The sequence below is a fragment of the Vibrio sp. 10N.261.51.F11 genome, from assembly GCF_041471665.1.
GTDB lineage: Bacteria > Pseudomonadota > Gammaproteobacteria > Enterobacterales > Vibrionaceae > Vibrio > Vibrio crassostreae_C.
The window spans coordinates 36,865-57,665 of the sequence record NZ_JBFROW010000045.1 but is presented as its reverse complement, the minus strand read 5'-3'; the positions used below and the strand labels follow the sequence as shown (position 1 = coordinate 57,665).

Sequence of the window (20,801 nt, the reverse complement as noted above, 5' to 3'; positions counted from 1 at the left end):
ACACTGACTGTGCTTTGTGATGCTCTTGCGGCTTTAAAACAGTTTAATGGCTAGCTACTTACTAGCATTATTAACCATTGCTAGATTGCGCGTTTCTAACGCTGCCTTCAATAGCTTGTCGGCTTCATCTCTCGCGGCTGTGAATGTCGCTTTTTCCTTTTTAGGCACAGAATCGGCCATTGGGATATTCGCTTTCATCGCATCAACAGGGCGACCACGTTCGATCAGTTCATAGTGCAAGTGAGCACCTGTCACTCGACCCGTTTTACCCGATAGGCCAATACGTTGACCACGAGATACCGTTTGTCCTTTACGAACAAGGATCTTGCTTAAGTGCAAGTAGCGCGTTTTATAAGTGCTACCGTGTTGAATCACCACATAGTTACCCGCATAAGGGTGTTTACGCGTCATGATCACTTTACCATCACCCGTCGCTTGAACTGGCGTACCAATTGGCGTCGCGAAATCTGTACCGTTGTGAGGTGAGACTCGGCCAGTCACAGGGTGTAGACGTTTAGGGTTAAATTGAGAACTCTGACGCCAGCTACTGCTCACTGGGTAACGTTGGAAAGCACGTTGAAGGCTATCGCCATTAGCATCGTAATATTGTCCGTCGGTGTGTAAGTATGCTGACACAACGCGGTTACGATTCATGATCTTAATTGCTTCAATTTCACGTTTTCCGGTTGCAACACCATCAACATATTGCGCTTTTTGAAGCACTTCAAACTGATCGCCAGCACGTAGGTCGCGGCTGAAGTTCAGCTTGTCTTTAAGAAGAGTCACAATATGGTCAATCTCAAGACTATTCAGGCCAACCTTGTTCGCCGACATAGAGAAGCTGCCTTGAATATCACCCACTAAAGGTTTTTGCTTCCACTCGCCCGGAATAGAGATATCTTCAAACTCGTATGTACCATCTTCAAGCAGTCGGTAAACCACTTTATCTGCAACACTAAATTGAAGTTCCATTTTGGAAAGGTCGCCCGTCGCTTCATCACGCCAAAAACGCAATGTGTTACCTGGGCGAAGCGTGTCTAACGCAAGGAAGTTTAAATCGGTTTCCATCACGCTCATCATCGATTTGTAAGAAAATCCAAGCTGAGTGAAGATGCTACTCAAGTTATCGCCCGTTTGAATTTGATACTCAAATGTCGGCGGCTCAATAACGGTAACAGAAGATGGTGACAGAATTGACTCAATAACGGTTGAGTCGGGCAAATCAATATCGATCGTTTTCGTCAGATCCGATTGTGACGATTGCAAAGCAACACCAATCGCAGCAATAAGTGGCAGTCCCAAAATAGCTACTTTTTTTACAGGTGAAAGCTCAGCAAACGGAGAGGGAAATATTTTTGAATACACGGTAAACAGGTCTTTCTACGATATAAAGGCATAGGATATGCTTTTCAAACGCATAAATCATCAATGCATTGTCATAATATGATGTGAATCTTCCCAACTTAGCCTAAGTCATTGAGTTGCCGTAGATGAAGAGCCACTAGATAAGAAATAAAATTAACCGCTAAATTTAAAAATAAAAAAGCAGAAACGGCTAGTTTCTGCTTTCTATTGGTTGACGTTATTCCGTTTCGAATAATTAATAAACGAAGCGAATTAGTCGCTGGTTTTAAGAAAAGATTATGCGTTTACCGTCGACACTAGGCAGTTGTCTTCACCAAATTCATTTGGGATGTAACGATCGGCATTCGCATCGTTCACCCATTGTTGGTCATCAACTAGGTAGCGGAATTGAAACTCGCCATCTTTAGGTAGACGAGTTTTAAACTTGTAAACCTTCCCTTTGGCCAGTTTTTTCATTGGGGTGGCTTTCCAATCAAGAAAGTCAGCAACGATGGATACAGAGTTCGCTTCCTGAGCTTCTAGCTCGAAGGTCACTTCAACTTCATCTTTCGTCTTAAAAAAACGTTTATTAATCATTCGCAAGCTCCATTTGTAATAATAAGCGGACACAAAGCTAACTGTGTCTAAATTTCATTCATCTAACTAAGATAATATGTAATTTGGCTCACATAAACAACAGATCCTTACATTCACGAAAACGTTATTGCTTACCAATTGATTGCGTATCAAAAGAAAAACTCATTAACACCTTTTCAGAAGGGGGTTCTGCAAATGATTGTTCCGCAGAATGCTGAGTAAAGCCGATAAAACCTTCCCCAGTAAGTTTATTCTGTGATTGCGAATCTGGCAGCTGAGCGACCTCCAATGTCTGAATTTGTATACGGTCACCCAGTAAAAGTTGGTCGACTAACACCACGCGGCTTCGTTGCTGGTCATGTTTAAACAGGCCTAGATAATAGAACACACCGCTGCCTTGGTTAGATATCCACATCGGCGCGACAAAGAAACTCGCCTTGCCCAGCGTGGCGGCTGAAAGATTATTTGTGTCTACCGTTACCACACCGCGCTCAACACCTGAGTCATAGCGTCCAAACGCGATGGCTCTAGGCTCATCAACTTCATTGATAAAAGCGTAGGCGTTAGTCTCAGGAACTTTAATTGTCCATGGATTGGTCGTCTTCAAATCAAAAACGGTTTCTACGACTGGGTCATAACTCACTTGAGAAGAAGGAAACTTCGCCAAGATCTCTTCATCACTTAAGCTAAAGCGATAAATACCCGCTACTATCACCACAACCAGCATGACAATTGGAATCAGTAGAATCAGAGGGATAGGTAAGATTTTCTTTTTCATGGGCAATTATATTCTTTTGTTTTCATCCAGTTGTGCAGACCATAAAGGGCTTTAGTATAATTATCAATACAGGGTTAACCAGAAGTGGAGCATGGATGGATATCAATCATATTAAAGATAGAAATATCAGAAGTTGCGAATGCCGCTGTGGAGCAGTCAACCTAGTATGCCGAGGTGAACCTCAACGTACATCTGTCTGCCATTGCTATGAGTGTCAGAAACGCACCGGAAGTGTGTTCGGCATTCAGGCTCGGTTCCCAATAGAACAAGTTACACTCAGCGGTGAAGTGACCTCTTTTTCACGCATCAGCGATACGGGTAATGAAGTCACCTATCAGTTTTGTCCCAAGTGTGGCACCACCATGCTTTTGCAGTCGGTTGCCGCCGCTGATTTTTATATCGTCCCGCTCGGATTATTTAAAGAGCAAGACTTCCCACTGCCGAGCTTTTCGGTTTATGAAGAACGCAAACACGGTTGGGTTAAGTTCGACCACCAAATGAGCCATTACAACTAGTTCGTCATTGAGCGTTATCTTTATCTCGTTATTGACCGTTATCTTTATATAGCAACAGTATTAAAACAAGCTGCAATACTGTTGCCTAAGATCAAATATCACCGCTTCACAGCGCTAGCGTATCTTTTGTCTAGCGTTATAATCTTGCTCCTCTATTTAACCCAGGGTGAACCACATGATTTCTAAGTTACCTCGCTGGGTTGAATACGGCGCCCTTTTGTTAGCTGGTCTTGCTGGCAGTGTTAATGCTATCGGCTTACTTGGCTTCCAACATCAAGCTATCTCCCATATCTCCGGCACCATGTCTTTGCTAGGCAGTAGCCTGCTTACACCGACCTCGGCTTCTGTTCACCTCCTATTGGTGATCATGAGCTTCATGTTAGGTGCGGCGTTCAGCGGGTTCTTTATTGAAAACCAAGCATTGAAGTTAGGACGCCGTTATGGTGTTGCACTATGTATTGAGGGTGGATTGCTGTTTTTGGCGCTGTGGACACTGTTGCAAGGCTATACTTCAGGTCAGTATTTCGCTTCAGCCGCGTGTGGTTTGCAGAACGCGATGATCACCACTTACAGCGGGGCAATCATTCGAACAACACACATGAGCGGGATCATTACCGATCTTGGGATCATGATTGGCGCTCGCTTAAAGGGGATGCCTTTTGACCGCCGTAAAGCCAAACTGCTAATTTTCATTGTGGTTGGCTTCCTGTTTGGCGGCTTAATTGGCGCTTGTCTGTTCCAACGCTTCGAAATCTTGGCATTGGCTTTCCCTGCCTCTTTTGCTTTCATTATTGCGTTTAGCTACTGGTTATACTTGACCTATCGAACTGAAACCCCAGTCAATTTATAAATATCTGGCAATATAACCTCAAACTACGTAACATCCGCAACACTTTATTCTAAACTCTTAATACGTTGCAGAATAACCAGTATGAATATTTAGCGATATTTGATGAATAGTATTGCAAGCGATATTAATACTGGGTAATCTTGCACCCAATGAGAAAATACGGACGTTTAGTGAATAAAAATGCCAAGGATGTGGCTTTTTTACGTGTAGAAATTCGAGAACAATAACATGTCTAACAACAAGAATACTGCTCAAACAGAGAAATCTAAAGGCAGTTTCTGGGTTTTCTTAATCCCATCATTGATTGGTTTATTCCTTTTCATGGCGCCAATCAGCTATCAAGGTGATCTAACCATCCCTGTAGCTATCTTAGCCAAATCAATTCAAGCGGTTTTCGGTGAATATCTAGTCCCTATCATCACTGCGATCGTTGCTTTCATGTCTGTAGCTTCAGTTTTAAGCACCATTTTTAAGCCTACATTCATTACATCAAATTCATTTTTAAACGGCCTTTTCAACCCATCTCCACTGTGGTTGCTGGTTCGTTTAATTGGTGGTGCTGCAGCCGTTATGGCTTTCTTCCAAGTTGGCCCTGAGGTTATTTGGGAAGAAAATACTGGTGGTCTGGTTCTAGAAGGCCTGCTTCCGACACTGTTCTCAGTATTCATCTTTGCTGGTTTGCTACTTCCGCTTCTACTTAACTTTGGTCTACTAGAGCTGTTTGGCACGCTACTAAGTAAAATCATGCGTCCAATCTTCAACCTACCAGGCCGCAGTGCTATTGACTGTATGGCTTCTTGGTTGGGTGACGGCAGTGTTGGTATCCTGCTTACAAGCAAACAGTACGAGAAGAAATTCTACACTCAGCGTGAAGCTGCGGTTGTTGGTACGACTTTCTCAGCAGTATCTATCACATTCAGTCTTGTGGTTATTGCTCAGGTAGAACTAGAGCACCTGTTCCTACCTTTCTACGCAGCAATCTGTTTAGCGGGTATTGTGGCAGCGGTGATCATCCCTCGCCTTCCACCACTAAGCATGAAGAAAGATACTTTCATTGATGGCAGCAAGCCGCACAAAGACGCTGACGCGATCCCAGCAGGTCACTCAACGTTCTCTTGGGGTCTTGAGCTAGCGGTAAATAAAGCATCTCAAGTAAAGTCGGCTAAATCTGTATTTGGCGAAGGCGTTCGTAACGCCGTAGATATGGTATTTGGCGTACTGCCTGTTGTTATGGGTTTAGGTACAATGGCACTGGTTATTGCGGAATACACGTCTGTGTTCTCAATCCTAGGTCAGCCTTTCATTCCATTCCTAGAGCTACTTGGTGTTCCTGAAGCGGTTGCAGCATCTGAAACGATTGTTGTTGGTTTTGCGGACATGTTTATCCCAGCAATCCTTGCGGCTTCTATCGACAACGAGATGACTCGCTTTGTTATTGCAGCAATGTCGGTAACTCAGCTGATCTACATGTCTGAGGTGGGCGCTCTACTTCTAGGCAGTAAGATTCCAGTGAACATCTTAGAACTGTTTATTATCTTTATTCTACGTACGTTAATTACGCTTCCAGTTATCGCTGGTGTAGCGCATCTAATATTCTAAATTAGATACTACTTATGTAACTCAATAAAGATTCAGTTTATAAAGCCTCACTTTTGTGGGGCTTTTTATTTGCGAAAATATATACACAGTATTATTTGGAGTTCAATTAATTTATAAGCTCTGCATGTCATTTGATTTCATATCGTTTGTTCACCCCGCCTCTTTTTAATAGAAAACTGAACGCATAACTATCAAATTAATACATTCTTAATTCCTCCTTAAACTCCGTCTAGCCCCATTCCCCAACTCATTGAACCAAATACTAAAAGCAACAAATATGCGCTTTAGTGAATTTTGCATTGTTTAGGTTGTTGTATTTTTGTAGTCTATTTTGTGAAAATACATTCAAGTAAAACTTAATTGAGTCGATATATATAATTACAAAAACACGATTAACTTTAGTCTTCGCAAAGCCTGTGAGAAGAGGAAAACTCAATGAAATTTAGCCATAAGGTGGTTGCTGCATCATCAGCCTTGCTGCTAGTGACAGTATCATTGCTTTCAATACAACAACTTTACACTGTAAGAAGTGCAGTAGAAAACCACGTCAATGCGAGCCTGAAAGAGATGGTCTCGGGCGTGAAAAATACCGTCGTATCGGAGATGAACGCCAAGAAAGCGTTGGCTCAATCGACGACTGAAGTCATCGAGATCAACCCTGAAGATCGCGCTTACGTTAAAGAAATCTTAGAAAAGCCAAAGCTTAAAAACAGCTTCCTAGCGGTTGGTTTTGGTTATGAAGCAAACGGTTTCGTTATTGAAAATGATGATGGTTGGGATGCCGGTCCAGACTACGACCCACGAATTCGTCCTTGGTACATTGATGCTAAATCCAAAAACAGTTTAGTTGTTACCGCTCCTTATGTGGATGCATCAAGTAAGAAAGTCATCATATCAGTAGGTACTCCAGTTAAAGACAACGGCCGCTTTACTGCGGGTATGTTCTACGACCTAGAATTGACGAACCTTGCTACCTTGGTCAACCAAGTGAACTTGTTTGATGCGGGTTACCTGTTCCTAGTAACAGCCGACGGCACCACGATTGCTCACCCAAATGCGAAAAACAACGGTGAAACTCTATCAAGCTACATGCCACAAGCGACTATTCGTGAAGGCTCTCAAGAAATTGAAGTCGACGGCAAAATGTTCCTAGTTAATTTCACCCACATCCCTAGTGAAGATTGGTATATAGGTGCAATCCTCGATGAAGAGATCGCGTTCCAAACCGTTGAAGAATTGAAGAACAGCTCAATGATCTACTCGTTGATTGCAGTTATTCTCAGCATCATAGCACTGACTGTTCTGATTCGTGTGTTAATGCGTCCACTAGGTGCGCTTAACCAAGCCATTCAAGATGTGGCGAGCGGTCAAGGTGATTTAACTAAGCGCCTAGATACCAACACAGACCAAGAGTTCTCTGACCTAGCGAAAGGTTTCAACACCTTTACTGAAAACCTGCAAAATCAGATCATTCAATCGAAAGCGATTGGTGTTGAAATTAAGCGTGGTACTGAAATCACGGTTAAAGGTGCAGGCGAATCAGCAAACGCGATGAATACGCAACTTCAAGAGCTGGAGCAGCTAGCAACCGCAATGAACGAAATGGCGGTGACTGCGACAGAAGTGGCGAACAACGCTCAAGGCGCGGCTGCGGCGGCTCGTGAAGCTGATGAAGCAACGCTAGACGGCACATCTGTCGTAAGTGACACCACTCAAGCGATTGATAACCTTTCAGCTCGTATCGACCAAGCGGTTGCCGAAGTACAAGTACTTGAATCAGCAACAGCCAACATCGAAACGATTCTAAAAGTAATCAACGATATTGCAGACCAAACCAACCTACTGGCATTGAATGCAGCTATTGAAGCGGCGCGTGCTGGTGAGTCAGGCCGTGGTTTCGCAGTCGTTGCCGATGAAGTTCGCACTCTGGCGCAGCGTACTCAAGAGTCGACGACTGAAATCCGCAACATGATTGAACAGCTCCAAGCGGGTGCAAGCTCAGTATCGAACGCGATGAACCAAAGTAAAGACACAGCCACTGATGCCGTTGAACGCGCTCAGCAAGCGAACTCTTCACTTGACCGTATCCGTGACGCGATTCAACGCATCTCAGATATGAACATTCAAATTGCTTCAGCAGCAGAAGAGCAGAGCTTGGTAGCGGAAGAGATCAATAACAACACTGTCAAGATCAAAGACCTTTCAACACAAGTATCCAACGCAGCTCAAGAAGCGAACACAGCAATGCAGGTTCAAACGGACAATGTTCGCCAACAAGACGAGCTATTGAACAAGTTTACGGTTTAACCAAGGTTTGGCTCAGTTGCCGTTTGGCTGAGTCGCCATTTGGTTTAGTTACCGAGCAATAGCTTAAAATAAAAAGCCCCGATTACTGATTGCCAGTAAGCGGGGCTTCTCTTTCTAGTCTATCCAAGTTAACTCGTGACAGGCTTCAATTCATTCGTCGTTAACATCATACATTGGTTCGATTCCACCTTGATGGTTAAATCCTTACCAACACATTCAAACACATCATCCGACAGTAAATCGGTTACCGCACCAGTCCAATTTAATGAGGCTGTTTTGCTTCGCTTCGACTTGTTGATCACCACAATGCCTTTATCGCCACGGACAAACACCAACAAATCATCATTCGCTTCAACCACACGCATCGCTTCGCCATGAACATGGTTATGGAATTGAATCATGCTTTTCATGTAAGGCGCTTGCCAGTCGTTAAGCCAACGAGGCTGACCGCTCTTGTCCAGAATACCGCTGGTGCTCAGTTCACTGTAAACAAGCGGCACACCGCCGTCTCGACCAAGAATGAAAGCATGAGCCAATCGCTCATCCACTTCATCCATCACATGCTCCAAAAACACCTCGTTATTGGGAATATCATGAGTGACCGCAAACGTGATCGCTCGCATATTCGACAGAGCCTGACCAAAACAGTATGGGTTAATCAAAGACTTAAAGCTGCCCTGCTCTTCAAATGCTTTGAAGATGGTGTTGAACAACGGGAAATCGTAAGCGCCTAAGCGAGTGTGTTTAAGATAAGGCTCAAGGAACAGCTCATACTCTTCTTCTGTCGCGCCGCCATCGGTAATGATCTCACCGAAGATGTGCATTTCTTCGCAGATGTCATCCGTCCACACCTTGCGTAGATGTGCCAGTGTCATGTGCTTTGCCGCGTCAATGCGAAACCCTTTCACACCAATCTCTTTCAGTGCTTTTAGGTAGGCTCTTTGTTGTGCCACCACATTATCGTTATCGAGTAGCGTTGGCAGGCCAGGATCGCTGGCGCCACCGGTAATACGCCCGTTTTGCACTTCCCACGTGTCTTTCCAGTTCTTGATACCAAACGCTTCCACGAAGTCGTTCTCATCAAAAAGAGGCTCAGAAAGGTCACCAAACAAACGTATGGATTCATAATAGTCAGCATCTTTTTGATAAGACGCCATGTCTTGCTGATTGGGATACGTTAGATCACCGCGGATACCCGATTCGTTGGCCATGTGGTTAAACACCACATCCACATAAGTACGAAGCCCATGTCGCTTTAACGTGTCGACCATCGCTTTAAAATCTTGTGTGTCACCCAACTGATTATCGATCACACGATAGTCTTGGGGCTGATAGCGTTGCCACCATTGAGTACCAGAATTTCGATCGCAACCTTTAGGGCCGCGCAGCGATTTCATCGCCGGTGATACTAAAACAGATTTATAACCCAACTCTTGGATCAGTGGGGCGTTCTTCATTACGTCAGCGTAGCACCAGTCAAAGGCATGCAATATGACATCTGTCGCTGGTTTGCTTAACATAGCTGAACTCTCCATGTTGTTCTCCTACCAAACTCGTTTACAGCTTTTTAGAAAAGGCAAAGGCTAAAAGGCAAAGCTGCAATAAATTTCCTCAAGAATGGCATTTATTATATGAGTTACTCATTAAAAACCCTCCTCCTCCTACCAATTACTCACGGTGGATGGTTGAGGGCGTAGCACCAATTATCGCATAACGTCTGGGATGAACACTCAACCGTAGTGCTTTAAAACGCGCACAAAAGTCACAAAAAAGGAGCGTATATACGCTCCTTTTATTCAATCTAACACATATTTATAACTAAGTTCTGTAAAGAACCTTCACCACATGCCAACCGAATTTTGTTTTCACAAGGTGTGGTACAAGCGTCTCGCCAGAGAAACAAACCTTATCAAACTGAGGCACCATTTGACCTTTTTTGAACTCACCTAGGTCGCCGCCCTTCTTACCAGATGGACAGGTTGAATGTTTCTTTGCTAGCGTTTGAAATTTAGCGCCCTTTTTAAGCTGCGTCATGATGTCTTCTGCTAGTTCTTTATGCTTCACCAAAATATGAAGCGCTGCTGCTGTTCTTGCCATGATAATTCTCAGTTTGTTGCTGCCAGTTTACTTACGACGATTACTTAGAACATCGCGAATGAACTGACTGTTGTAAATCTGTTTGCCGCTAACGGCTTATCGACATAAATTCATCGACAACCAGCGTTTAGCGTGATTTTAACCCAAGAACCGCTATTCTTCACTCTATAACCGAAAACAACTGCCTTAAAGGCCATTAAAAACCGCATCGCGACTTGCTGCGGCTTCCATTTCCCTTTAAATTAATCCTTATAAATTAAGCGCGTATTAAGTAGGAGCCACTTATGGCCAAACCGATCAGTAAAGCGAGTCAGTCACAGGGAATGTTGATGTTCAAGTTGTCCCTCACTCAAAGTTTTGCGATTGGCACGCTTAAGGTCAGAGAAATCGTCCCTTTTCAGCCGATGACTCAGATCCCCTACTCCCATCATCACGTGATTGGTACAGTGACTATCCGCGACCTTACAGTTCCTGTGATTGATATGTCCGCTGCGATTGGCTTCCGTCCGATAACACCCGCTGAATACCAAGATTGTGTACTCATCGTTACTGACTGTTTGAGAACAGTTGTGGCGTTCTTGGTTCGTTCAATTGATAAAATCATTGAATGCGACTGGAAGAGCATTGAATCTCCACCCACCAGTGTGGGTCGCAATGTGTTTGTAACGGGTATTACACGTTTTGAAGACCGTATTGTGCAAATGCTCGACGTGGAACTGCTGCTTTCTAAGATCTACCCAGCTTATGAGAATGCTCATATCCCGATGCTGACCGATGTAGAAAGGGAACGCCTCAAAGCATTGAACATCTTATTAGTGGATGACTCTTTGATTGCACGTAAACAGTTATCTGATGCCTTAGACAGCATCAACATCCCTTACAGCATATGTAACAACGGCTTAGATGCCATCGACCTAATGCGACGCCAAGCCAGCGCTGGCAATGCCATTGATCTTCTGGTGAGTGATATCGAGATGCCGGGATTAGATGGTTATGAGCTTGCATTTGAAGTGCAAAACGACAGCGCTTTAAGTCACGCTTACTGTATTTTGCATACCTCACTGTCCAGTGAGATCTGTGTCGACCGTGCTAATCAGGTGGGGGCGCATGAAGCGCTTGAGAAGTTCAACGCGGGTGAATTAATCGAAGCTATGCTACGCGGCGCAAAAGTCTTAAACGGCGCCTCTACGGCTGCTTAGGCTCTGTTATAGAAGCTAAACCTGGCATAGTGCTCAATGGTTTAGCTTCTTAGTCTCTTCTTTCTTCAAATCTTAATAAGAATAGAGCTAACCGTTAGTCTTTGTTTTCTGGCATAGACTTTTTCGGCATAGAGTAGCTCTTACTCACAAATTCCACTTCCTCGACTTCATTCACATGATTGGTAAAAGAGGCCAATGCATAGAGAGTGTTCGCGACTAGGTTGGCGTATTTAAAAAGAATCGGGTCTGGCGACTTTTTGCTTTCATGATGTTCAATACTCACCAAAGCTCGCACAACTTTCTTAGCCTGACAACGACACAAGTGAAGTTCACTAGACACTCGGTGTCCACCGGGTAAGACAAAGCCTTTAAACCCCCCTTCTAACTGCTCACGGATACGATGATAATCTTGCTTGAGCTCGACCAATTCAGACTCGGTGATGGCAAGCTTACCGCGCACAGAGCCATTCAAATGGTAGATGTTTGGCTGCAAGCGTTGCAGGATCTCACGAACCTGAGGCTCTAGCTCTAAAGACAACACCAATCCAACTCGGCAACAAAGTTCATCCGACAAAATCTCAAAATCACAGATAGGACTGTCTTCATAAATAAACGGGTAACAGAACTCGTCCCAATCTCGACTTACTGGTTTCACGTACCGATCCTTACACATAAATAGTCATCAAACGTCAATATACCAAACTCTTTGATTTAGACATAAAAAAGCCCTCACATTGGAGGGCTCCTGAAGAAATCGGTTAAACGAGATTACTCGTTAGATACTTTTTTGTGGCCTTCTTGTAGGTGAACGAAGTCCACCAGATCGTCGCCTGACACTTGGTATGCTTGACCAAAGCCTTTAACGAACAGGCCGTTCTCAGCTTTAAGGTTAAACAGAGAGAAGTCTTGAAGTTGGCTCAAACCATCAATGATTTCACCAAAACGCTCTTGCATCTGGCCAATCACTTGAGTCCAAAGTTCCGTTTCACGCTCCACAACACTTGCTTGAGCATCAAACGTTAAACGCTTACGTGCGTAAAGCTGCTTCGAGCTCTCTTCGTCTTCAATCATCATCAAAGATACCTGAGGGTTCGCTTTCAAGTTACGAGCATGACGAGCAATATCAGAAATTAGAACAAAGTAACCTTCTTGGTTCTGAACGAACGGTGCGTAACTTACGTTCGGGCGACCTTCTTCATCAACCGTTGCAAGTTGAAGGGTACGGCGCTCTTGGCGAAACTCTTTAATTTCTGGACCTAGGCGACCTTGTAGACGTTCTTGTTTTACTTGCTGTTCCATGGGTAATTCCTTTCTTCACTTTCTCTGATTTATTATTTTTGCCCAAGGTTGAGCGATCATAAGCGAACTAAACGATCCTCGAGCATTGATGTCTTGTTTAAGCCAGTTGGCAACCCTATGTAAGATTGCTGCTGATTATTTACTGTAAATTGAACTTAAGCTTGTTCTTTTAGCGCTTTGAAGCGCTCTACTTGGTCGGCAATAAGCTCACGCTTTTCGTTGCGGCCTAGGTAAATCTTAAAAATGTTCTCACCGGTTTCACTGAAGAAACCGAAGTAATGACTTTCACGACCCATGAACGCCTTGCTCACCAAACCGATATGTTTAACGTTATCCAGTTTTAGGTGGCCATGAAGCTCGCCTTCTTTGCCCATCAGGTTGTAGTAACCACGCGCTACTTTACCTTTCGGGAATGGCGCTTTTACTTCAAAGATAGAACCAAATGAATGCACGATAGTGGTCACAGGGCCCCAACCCACTAAACCTTCTAGAATCTCTTGAGCACGGCTGCCATCTAGCATTACCGCCATATCGTTTGGAAAAGCAGCAACCACTTCAACCTCTGAAACACCTAGCTTCTCAGCAATTGCTGTTGGCAGTAGTTTTGGCTCTTCTTCTAAAATTAGAGCTACGCGTTGTTCTAGAGTTTCTGTCATTTCTAATGTTGTATCTGTCATTGAATATGTTCCGTATAAACGAGTAAGTTATAAACTAAAAATTCGATATTAAGCGTGCTTCAAACTTGCATGCGGGTGTACGCCCGAACCTGACGCTTTAGGCGCTGGGTGCATAGCTTGGTATTCAGCGTTAAGCACTTGAATCACACTCTGCGCTAGGCTTACCGCCCAAAAGCTGCCAGCAATAGTCAGGCTCAGATAATCTTCCGAAAGCTCAACTAAACCGTTCTTTTCCCAATGCGCGAACAAAGGCTTGAGGTAGTCGAACGTATCTTGCCCCATAAATCTCGGTAGCGTACTTCTTCTAACAACACCAGAATCGAAACCTGCCTTTAATGTCGAGAAGGTCGGCTCTAGTGAGCTTTGCTTCGTCATCATGGCAATCGGTAACTGACCTTGCTTAATAGACTCCATGTAGCTGTCTAAAGTTCGATGTTGCATCACACCATGACCGCCAATGTTGCCTCCAGCACCACAACCAATGGGAAGCACTTCGGCATAGGTTTTCGCTAAGCTGTTGTAAATGCTGCGTTCGCGGTTATCGCGAGTCCAGTGATTCACACTCAGTTGCTTGACCTTGTGCTTGGCCATGAATTCAACACCCGCCAAGTACATGCTCGCCTTATCAGGCGTATTGGCCGGCGGTGGGATTTTTCCTTTCTCAACAAGATTAAGCATAGGTGCATTGCCCGCAACGATCAGTTGGTAGAGGTCAATACCGTGTGCGCCCGTAGACATGTAGTCTTCTAAATCTTGTTGGAACACTTCCATAGATTGGTGTGGTAATCCGTATAACAGATCAAGAACGATTGGCGCTTGCTCGGTGCGGCTTAGTGAACTGATACGTTCTAGCACAACCTCTCGGTCATCTAGGCGCTTAGCACTACGTCGAACCTGAGTATTGAAACTTTGAATACCGAACGAGAAACGATTGAAGCCACCTTCAAGCGCACGATCAAACATCTCGTCACCAAATCGATTGATGCGCCCTTCCAATGTCATCTCAACATCGTTTGCTAGTGGGAAATATTGACGAATCGCTTTACCCAGCTGCTCAACTTGTTGAGACGACAAATCGGTGGGAGTTCCGCCACCAATATAGACGGCGTGAAATAGTCCAGACTGAGCCCAAGGTGTTTTGGCTTTCTGCTTTAGCTCGACCATCAGTGCATCGAAATACTCATCCACTAATTTACGGCTTGCGGCATTTTGGAAGAAATTGCAGAACGTACAACGCACACGACAGAAAGGAATGTGGATATACAAGCAACGCGTATCCTGTTTTTTCCCTTCACTCAGCATCAGTTCGTCAAAGAGTTCTAACTTCTTACTGGGGTCGACCGGAATTGAACTTCCTCCGGCGTGTGCAGAATGCTTTTTCGCAAACGCAAAACGAAGCGGATCAGGGCTAGAAATGCCCAAGATTGATTCGTCAAATTTATAAATATTAAGACTCATATAATCTCTCTAAACACTTACATAGCAAAGTCTGGAAGACTATTCGCTAAAAACTGAGAGAATCATAAATACACGTAAATGATAATGCAATTGATAATTGATCTTATTTAGATTCTAAGCAATAATCCGATACAGAATTTTGATTTGGTAAAGGATTGATTGTGAACGTTCCTAGATATGTTATTGCAGGCGGTGCATCGTTAGTGATTCATGCCGCGTTGTTGTTTGTCGCTCAAGAATCCAAAGTATTTGCGATGCCTGCAGGTAGCCAATCGAACACGGTATCGATCAACTTCACTCCTAAGAGCGTTCCTTCACAAGCTCAGCAAAAAACAATCACAGAGCCAGTTAAACCTGAGCCAATAAAAGAAACCGTCTCACAAGCCGAACCAAAAACGGTTGAGCCAAAGCAAGCTAAGCCAACCCCAAAGAAAAAAGCGATCACCAATAAACCTCAACCAAAGAAAGTTGAGAAAAAAGTGATTGAGCAAAAGGTTGTCGAGAAGAAGCCGGTTCAAAAGAAACCAGTAACTGAGAAAAAGGTAGTTAAGAAAGAACGCCCAAAACCAGCCACTCAACCAGAGAAACTGGCCGACAAGAAAGTCGATAAGAATATGGACGAGTCTGCCAACCAGCCTCAGGAAGTAAATCAAGGCGTATCAAACCAAGAGCCGGTTTTGGTCACTAAACCTTCGTTCTCTGCGCGTCCTACCCCACCGAATTACCCTCGCCAAGCAAGACGCCGTGGCGTTGAGGGTGTCGCAACGTATGAGATCTGGCTAGACGCTGAAGGCAAACAAATTAAACAAGCATTAGTAAATTCATCAGGCGCGCTAATGCTCGATAACGCCGCATTAGATGCCATTAAACAATGGAAATTCTCACCTCACACTGTCAATGGTCGAGCGATTGCTCACCGAGTACAAATACCTGTTCGTTTTAGGTTGGATTAATCATGCAACAAATCAGTTACTTACAAGATCAACTTGGCTTAATGACTTGGCCTCTTCTTATCTGCTCAGCATTAACAGCAATGATCATCGCTGAACGTGTCTTCCAAGTCATGCTCAGCATTGGTGTGGGCAAACGTGCCATTCGTCGCGAGTTAAACCAAACCTCACCAACCAACAGCAAAGAGATTGAAGCGCTTGCTCAGTCGATTTCAGGTAAACGCCCGCTCTTGTACAAGGGCGTGTCAATGTTGCTTGCTCACCACTCTTTCTCAAAAGGGTTACGTGAAGATGCCGCTGGGATCTGGCTACAAGAAAAACGCCACCAGCTTCATGCAGGTTTAAGACTGCTTGGTTTGATCGGCGTGATCAGCCCACTCATCGGCTTGCTTGGTACGGTACTTGGTCTTATTGAGATGTTTAAAGGCGTTGCCGCGACAACAGGCAGCATCACGCCTAATGATTTGGCAGACGGTCTTGGATTAGCAATGCGAACCACAGCAGCAGGTTTGATGATTGCGCTTCCTGCTATTTCTGGTGCTCAGCTACTAGGGCTATGGGCCGATCGAGTGCTGGCTCAATTGGAGCATACATTGAACTATGTGAATGTGTGGCTAGAAGGCATGTCGATTCAAACCAATCAGTCTGATGATACTCAAGGTAAGCCTATCAACAAAACCTCTATCGGTGATGTGAGTCAAGCATGATTAAAACGCCCCACTCATCTCACACACAGAGCCTAGCGCCAGACTTAACACCGCTGCTCGACATCATTTTTATCGTGATGGTTTTTCTATTGCTTACGGCATCAGTAAAGCTGGAGTCACTGGAAGTTGAGCTACCAAGCTCGGATGTTAAAAACGTTTCTGAAGTCCACAAAGACTCGATTAGCGTCAACATCCTAGACCATGCCCCCTACTGGGCGATTAACGGCCAAGAGTATATCAACTGGGAAAACTTCAAGATTGCCTTGTTAGAAGAGACAGGCTCAACGGATAAAAAACCGATCATCATTGGCGCGGATAAAGCCGCCAATGTTGAAAACCTAGTGAAGTTGCTTTCATTCCTTCAAGAGAACGGAATACCAGCGACTCAACTGCTCACGGACGATGGCTAGAACAACACTCAATTTTTATGAGGCCTAGCGTTTATAAAATTTGGCTCCTGATAGCTAAGACCAAATAGACAGAACTAAGCCTCTCTATCGATTCGAACTCACAATGCGAACGGACTGCTCACTGAGTATCTTCGCGATACAAAAAGAAAATATAAAGAACTTATTATGAACAACTTAAACGTGCTCAATAAATTAAAGACCAAGACACATCTCCTTTCAGTTGCCGCTATGAGCCTGGCACTTAGCGCACCCGCAATGGCCAACGACGCTGAACAACCTCGAATCATCAGTGCCGGTAGTGCCGTTACTGAATTGGTTTTGGCATTAGGTGCTGAAGAGCAGCTAGTCGCGATTGATGTGACCAGCCACTTTCCTCAAGCAGAAAACCTGCCAAAGATTGGTTATCACCGAAACCTGTCTGCTGAAGGTCTACTCGCCCTAGAGCCAACCACATTGATTGGCTCGGATGAAATGGGACCAGACAACGCTATCTCTCAATTAAAATCGGCAGGCGTCGATGTAGAGATTGTTAACACTGAAGCAAACGTGGAAGGGCTATTAAAGCGTATCGACCAAATCGCAAAGATCACCCATACCGAAGACCACTCGCAGCAAGTGAAAACCGATGTGAATCAAAAGATCGCAGCACTGAAAGCGAACCAAGTACCAAGCAACGAAGCGAAGAAAGTTCTATTCCTGTTGCTGCATGAAGGTCGCCCTGCCAACGTTGCTGGCGGTGAAACATCACCAAACGCAATCATCGAGTTAGCTGGCGGTATCAACCCTGCCGCTCAGAGCTTAACGTCTTACAAGCCACTTTCAATGGAATCACTCGTTGAGATGCAACCTGATGTCATTTTAGTAAGCGGCCGTAGTTATCAAAAAATGGGCGGCGCAGATGCCATCCTGAAATCACTGCCTATGCTAGCGGCAACGCCTGCAGGTATGAACAAGCAAATCATTACCGTAAATGGCAGTGCTTTGGTTGGCGGGCTTGGCCTAGAAAGCCTCTCTGAAGCAAAGCGTCTAAACGCACTTATCTACCCGCTATAACTCAACCACCCTATTTCTGCTATCGCTAATTCGCTTCCCTCACCAACTGACTCACGCTGTTGTTGAAGGAGGTCGAAGTTAGCGATAGATATTGAGGCCCTTTATGTTGTTACGCTCCGTCCCACTGAAAACGTCGATGTTAGCTCTAGGTGCAACCCTAGCTTTTGTCGCGCTGTACTCGATCACTGTTGGGCCAATGAACATTAGCTTAGCGGACAGCGCCACAAGCTTAATTAAACCAAACAATGACTTAGCACCTCACATCAACTTAGTGATTCAAGAGATCCGCTTACCTAGAACCATCTTGTGCATGCTGATTGGTGCGATCCTCGCCTTGTGTGGTGCAGTGATGCAGGGTTTGTTTCGAAACCCACTTGCAGAACCTGGCATCATAGGTGTGTCTGCGGGCGCAGCATTAGGTGCTGCACTGGCTATCGTTTTGTTCTCTGAGCTATCGCTTCAATACCCTGCTTTCATGAACTTTGCTGCGGTTCCTGTGTTCGCTTTTCTTGGCGGCGCTTTAACCACGCTGCTGGTGTATAAGCTGGGTACAGGTAAATTCGGCACCTCTGTCACCATCATGTTGTTGGCGGGTGTGGCGATCAGTGCGCTCTCTGGCGCAGGTATTGGCTTCTTGAATTTCATTGCTGATGACCAAATGCTGCGCGATCTTTCATTGTGGTCGATGGGTTCATTGGCGGGCGCTAAGTGGTCAGGAATTTTGCTGGCAGCTGTCACGCTCGTTGGCTTGTTTGTTGTTTTCTACCGCCAAGCGATGTCTCTAAATGCTCTATTACTGGGCGAGTCAGAAGCGCAACACCTTGGTATCCCAGTTCAAAAGCTGAAACGAAAGCTGATTCTACTGACGGCTGCGGGCGTTGGTATCACAGTTAGCCTGTCTGGCATGATTGGTTTTATTGGATTGGTTATCCCACATTTAGGTCGCATGTTGGCAGGCCCTGACCACCGAGTTCTGTTGCCACTATCAGCGGTACTAGGCGCACTGCTGCTAACCGCCGCAGACATGTTCTCACGTGTGGTACTTGCTCCGGCTGAACTTCCTGTTGGTATTGTCACTGCGATTATCGGCGCCCCATTCTTCTTATATCTACTATTTCAACAGAAAGGGAGAATCCTTTAATGTTTCCTTCAGCTTTAAAAGCGACCGATATCGAAGTGAAGTTCGGCAGTAAAGTGATATTAGATGGCGTTTCTATTGAGATTGAAGCGGGAAAGGTAACCACACTGCTTGGGCCAAATGGCGCAGGTAAAAGCACGCTGCTTAAAGCTTTGTGCCAAGAGATATCAAGCAACGGCGATATCCAGTATTTTGGACACAGTAAAGACAAGTGGCCTTCTCAAAAGTTAGCGAAGCACCTTGCTATGCTTCCTCAACACAGCACATTGACCTTCCCATTCTTGGCACATGAAGTTGTCGAGCTTGGTGGGATTCCTCTGCAAGAATCCAACAAGAAGCTGACCAGCATTGCTAGCCAAAAAATGGATGTTGCTGATGTGACTCACCTGAGTGAAAGACTTTATCCTTCGCTATCAGGCGGTGAAAAGCAGCGAGTGCACTTGGCTCGAGTGTTAACTCAGCTTCACCACTCTGGTGACCAATGTATTTTGATGCTTGATGAACCAACCTCTGCACTGGATCTTGCCCACCAGCACAACACCTTAAAGATTGCGAGAGAATTAGCCGATAACCACAATGCCGCGGTTATCGTGGTTTTGCATGATCTCAACTTAGCCGCGCAGTATTCCGATCGATTGGTGGTATTGAAAGATGGCAATTTGGTGTGTGATGGCAAGCCTTGGGATGCACTGAAACCTTCGATGATAGAAGATGTGTATGGTTACAAAAGTATCGTAGAAAAACACCCAACCATGAGCTTCCCTCAGGTTCACCCCGCACAATAAGTCCGATTAAGGAGCGACTCGTTTTGAGTATTCGTTCTTGATAACAATGACGTAATCCTAAGCCTCGATTTGTTCGGGGCTTTTTATTGGCTCACAGCCACTATCTCGGCTTAAACTCAATTTTATTAATAACCACAGCAGCAAGCACCAAAACGACTCACCTTGAGCATTTGAGGCTCTAGAAATGAACACTACCCGTTAGGGTTACTTAGCTTTTAACACTGAAGAGTAAAACAAGCCGCGAGCGTAAGCATATAAAAAGAAAGGAAATAACATCATTCAGCATCAATCAACAAGACTGCGACATCGATGTGGGATTGAGAGAAAAACGTACAAGAAGTGAAACTGCAAGCACAAAAAAAGCCCCCGTAGGAGCTTCTTTTATTGAGTGCTGATTATTGGCTCATACGAATCAATGATTTACCAATCAGCCACTCTAGTTCTTTACCGCTAGTATCGCCAAACTGAGTTTCAGTCAGCTTGTATAGACGATCAATACCGTTTGCAGCGAACTCATGCGCGCTCTCAGCAGTAACGATATGATGGAAAAGTAAACGTAAGATTGCTAGGAACTCAGCGTCTTCAAGTGCTGCAACCCAGCTAGCTGAAAATGCGTCAAGGCCATTTTCGAAGTCAATGTGTTCCACGAACATCTTGAAAATACGACCGTCTAGAGCAGCAGTAAAATCCGTTTTCTTTGGAAAGTGATGACTTATACCTGTACGAGAAACACCCGTTTGTTGACTCAACGTCGTGTATGACATCTTGTCGTAACCCAATCTTAGTAGCTGGTCTACAACGGCATCCATGATTTTCTGGATCGTGATTTCTGTATCTTCTTTACTACGCTTTGGCATATTCAGGCTCTTCTCTTTGTAAATCCATCTAACTCAATCAAATGAAGTCAGAATGAAAATCGTTATCAGCATTATGTGAGCAAGGTATTTTTTCGCAAGTATTTATAACTAAATTCACACAAATACTATGTACGAACAATTTTACAGTGATGCCTCTTTGGACACTTTGTCTAATTATTCT

General features: G+C 44.6%; 21 protein-coding genes. 11 read left to right on the top strand and 10 right to left on the bottom strand.

The annotated features are described in order from the left end of the window. Positions 1–54 precede the first annotated feature (54 nt). From AB4351_RS15375 to AB4351_RS15365, 3 genes are all read right to left on the bottom strand, one after another. Entirely contained in the window at positions 55–1,365 is a 1,311-nt protein-coding gene (locus AB4351_RS15375; RefSeq protein WP_372126467.1) for a peptidoglycan DD-metalloendopeptidase family protein, read from the bottom strand. 276 nt (positions 1,366–1,641) lie between these two features. Then, positions 1,642–1,941, bottom strand: coding sequence for an isoamylase early set domain-containing protein (locus tag AB4351_RS15370; protein WP_009845720.1), 300 nt, complete (start codon positions 1,939–1,941; stop codon positions 1,642–1,644). Between the two features lie 124 nt (positions 1,942–2,065). Beyond that, positions 2,066–2,719, bottom strand: coding sequence for a hypothetical protein (locus AB4351_RS15365; protein ID WP_017062744.1), 654 nt, complete (start codon positions 2,717–2,719; stop codon positions 2,066–2,068). Between the two features lie 32 nt (positions 2,720–2,751). Here AB4351_RS15365 and AB4351_RS15360 point away from each other — a divergent pair, with 32 nt between their 5' ends. From AB4351_RS15360 to AB4351_RS15345, 4 genes are all read left to right on the top strand, one after another. After that, positions 2,752–3,234 (top strand): GFA family protein, encoded by a 483-nt coding sequence (locus AB4351_RS15360; RefSeq protein WP_170791798.1) that lies wholly within the window; start codon positions 2,752–2,754, stop codon positions 3,232–3,234. Between the two features lie 175 nt (positions 3,235–3,409). After that, complete coding sequence (locus AB4351_RS15355) at positions 3,410–4,084, top strand: YoaK family protein (protein WP_017062746.1); 675 nt, start codon at positions 3,410–3,412, stop codon at positions 4,082–4,084. A 228-nt stretch (positions 4,085–4,312) separates the two neighbouring features. Beyond that, on the top strand, positions 4,313–5,683 hold the full coding sequence (locus AB4351_RS15350; protein ID WP_017067418.1) for a YjiH family protein: 1,371 nt from the start codon (positions 4,313–4,315) through the stop codon (positions 5,681–5,683). Positions 5,684–6,118: 435 nt separating this feature from the next. Beyond that, positions 6,119–7,990, top strand: coding sequence for a methyl-accepting chemotaxis protein (locus tag AB4351_RS15345; RefSeq protein WP_372126466.1), 1,872 nt, complete (start codon positions 6,119–6,121; stop codon positions 7,988–7,990). A gap of 128 nt (positions 7,991–8,118) precedes the next feature. Here the strand turns inward: AB4351_RS15345 and AB4351_RS15340 are convergent, their stop codons facing one another. Both AB4351_RS15340 and ppiC read right to left on the bottom strand, forming a co-directional pair. Next, entirely contained in the window at positions 8,119–9,525 is a 1,407-nt protein-coding gene (locus AB4351_RS15340) for an alpha-amylase family glycosyl hydrolase (protein WP_017062749.1), read from the bottom strand. A gap of 283 nt (positions 9,526–9,808) precedes the next feature. After that, entirely contained in the window at positions 9,809–10,090 is a 282-nt protein-coding gene (ppiC, locus tag AB4351_RS15335) for a peptidylprolyl isomerase PpiC (protein ID WP_258185064.1), read from the bottom strand. A gap of 281 nt (positions 10,091–10,371) precedes the next feature. Here ppiC and AB4351_RS15330 point away from each other — a divergent pair, with 281 nt between their 5' ends. After that, on the top strand, positions 10,372–11,286 hold the full coding sequence (locus AB4351_RS15330) for a chemotaxis protein (protein ID WP_017062751.1): 915 nt from the start codon (positions 10,372–10,374) through the stop codon (positions 11,284–11,286). A gap of 94 nt (positions 11,287–11,380) precedes the next feature. Here AB4351_RS15330 and AB4351_RS15325 read toward each other — a convergent pair whose 3' ends face one another. The 4 genes from AB4351_RS15325 to hutW form a co-directional block, all read right to left on the bottom strand. After that, positions 11,381–11,941, bottom strand: a complete 561-nt coding sequence (locus AB4351_RS15325; RefSeq protein WP_048610703.1) for an ATP--cob(I)alamin adenosyltransferase — start codon at positions 11,939–11,941, stop codon at positions 11,381–11,383. Positions 11,942–12,054: 113 nt separating this feature from the next. Continuing rightward, complete coding sequence (gene hutZ, locus AB4351_RS15320; RefSeq protein WP_004731858.1) at positions 12,055–12,585, bottom strand: heme utilization protein HutZ; 531 nt, start codon at positions 12,583–12,585, stop codon at positions 12,055–12,057. A gap of 155 nt (positions 12,586–12,740) precedes the next feature. Continuing rightward, positions 12,741–13,262 (bottom strand): heme utilization cystosolic carrier protein HutX, encoded by a 522-nt coding sequence (gene hutX / locus AB4351_RS15315; RefSeq protein ID WP_016784265.1) that lies wholly within the window; start codon positions 13,260–13,262, stop codon positions 12,741–12,743. Between the two features lie 48 nt (positions 13,263–13,310). Then, positions 13,311–14,720 (bottom strand): heme anaerobic degradation radical SAM methyltransferase ChuW/HutW, encoded by a 1,410-nt coding sequence (gene hutW / locus AB4351_RS15310; RefSeq protein ID WP_372112161.1) that lies wholly within the window; start codon positions 14,718–14,720, stop codon positions 13,311–13,313. Positions 14,721–14,881: 161 nt separating this feature from the next. Between hutW and AB4351_RS15305 the strand changes: the two genes are divergently transcribed. The 6 genes from AB4351_RS15305 to AB4351_RS15280 all read left to right on the top strand — a co-directional run bounded on the left by AB4351_RS15305 (position 14,882) and on the right by AB4351_RS15280 (position 19,763). After that, positions 14,882–15,673 (top strand): energy transducer TonB, encoded by a 792-nt coding sequence (locus AB4351_RS15305; protein ID WP_017062754.1) that lies wholly within the window; start codon positions 14,882–14,884, stop codon positions 15,671–15,673. 2 nt (positions 15,674–15,675) lie between these two features. Then, the gene (locus tag AB4351_RS15300; protein WP_065583702.1) at positions 15,676–16,377 is read left to right on the top strand and encodes a MotA/TolQ/ExbB proton channel family protein; all 702 of its coding nucleotides are present in this window, start codon (positions 15,676–15,678) and stop codon (positions 16,375–16,377) included. Beyond that, a complete protein-coding gene (locus AB4351_RS15295; protein WP_017064314.1) occupies positions 16,374–16,787 on the top strand; it encodes a biopolymer transporter ExbD in 414 nt (137 codons plus the stop codon). The genes AB4351_RS15300 and AB4351_RS15295 overlap by 4 nt, the downstream gene beginning before the upstream one ends. A 165-nt stretch (positions 16,788–16,952) precedes the next feature. Further along, the gene (locus AB4351_RS15290; protein WP_017064313.1) at positions 16,953–17,840 is read left to right on the top strand and encodes a hemin ABC transporter substrate-binding protein; all 888 of its coding nucleotides are present in this window, start codon (positions 16,953–16,955) and stop codon (positions 17,838–17,840) included. 103 nt (positions 17,841–17,943) lie between these two features. Next, positions 17,944–18,981, top strand: a complete 1,038-nt coding sequence (locus tag AB4351_RS15285) for an iron ABC transporter permease (RefSeq protein WP_017064312.1) — start codon at positions 17,944–17,946, stop codon at positions 18,979–18,981. Then, positions 18,981–19,763 carry a heme ABC transporter ATP-binding protein gene (locus tag AB4351_RS15280; protein WP_017062759.1) on the top strand — a complete coding sequence of 261 codons (783 nt, stop codon included), beginning with the start codon at positions 18,981–18,983 and terminating at the stop codon, positions 19,761–19,763. The genes AB4351_RS15285 and AB4351_RS15280 overlap by 1 nt, the downstream gene beginning before the upstream one ends. A gap of 395 nt (positions 19,764–20,158) precedes the next feature. Here AB4351_RS15280 and AB4351_RS15275 read toward each other — a convergent pair whose 3' ends face one another. Then, positions 20,159–20,620 carry a TetR/AcrR family transcriptional regulator gene (locus AB4351_RS15275; protein ID WP_017062760.1) on the bottom strand — a complete coding sequence of 154 codons (462 nt, stop codon included), beginning with the start codon at positions 20,618–20,620 and terminating at the stop codon, positions 20,159–20,161. Positions 20,621–20,801: the final 181 nt, after the last annotated feature.